This is a genomic window from Vallitalea sediminicola (assembly GCF_054408565.1).
In genome coordinates this window covers 1-299 of the sequence record NZ_BTPT01000419.1, presented here as the reverse complement: position 1 = coordinate 299, position 299 = coordinate 1, and the positions used below count along the sequence as shown (strand labels likewise).

At 41.5% G+C, this 299-nt stretch carries 1 pseudogene; it reads left to right on the top strand.

From position 1 onward, the window contains the following. A pseudogene (locus ACX6CF_RS27265) lies at window positions 1–299 on the top strand (hypothetical protein); the annotation flags it as partial.

Sequence of the window (299 nt, the reverse complement as noted above, 5' to 3'; positions counted from 1 at the left end):
AATTGACCCAAATAAAAGGTGCTAAGCTCGCTGGCGATGTTCTACAATTAGCAATAACTCCCAAAGAACGCAGCACGCTGCATGAACGAATTGCACTTCGTTATCAACAAATGATTGATATGGGGTTCGAACAAGAAGTGATTAAGTTAAAATCACGAGGCGATTTACACCAAGATTTACCCTCTATTCGCTGTGTAGGCTACCGACAAATGTGGCAATACCTTGAGGGTGAATTTGACCACGATGAGATGATTTTCCGTGGCGTTTTTGCAACCAGACAATTAGCTAAAAGACAGTTA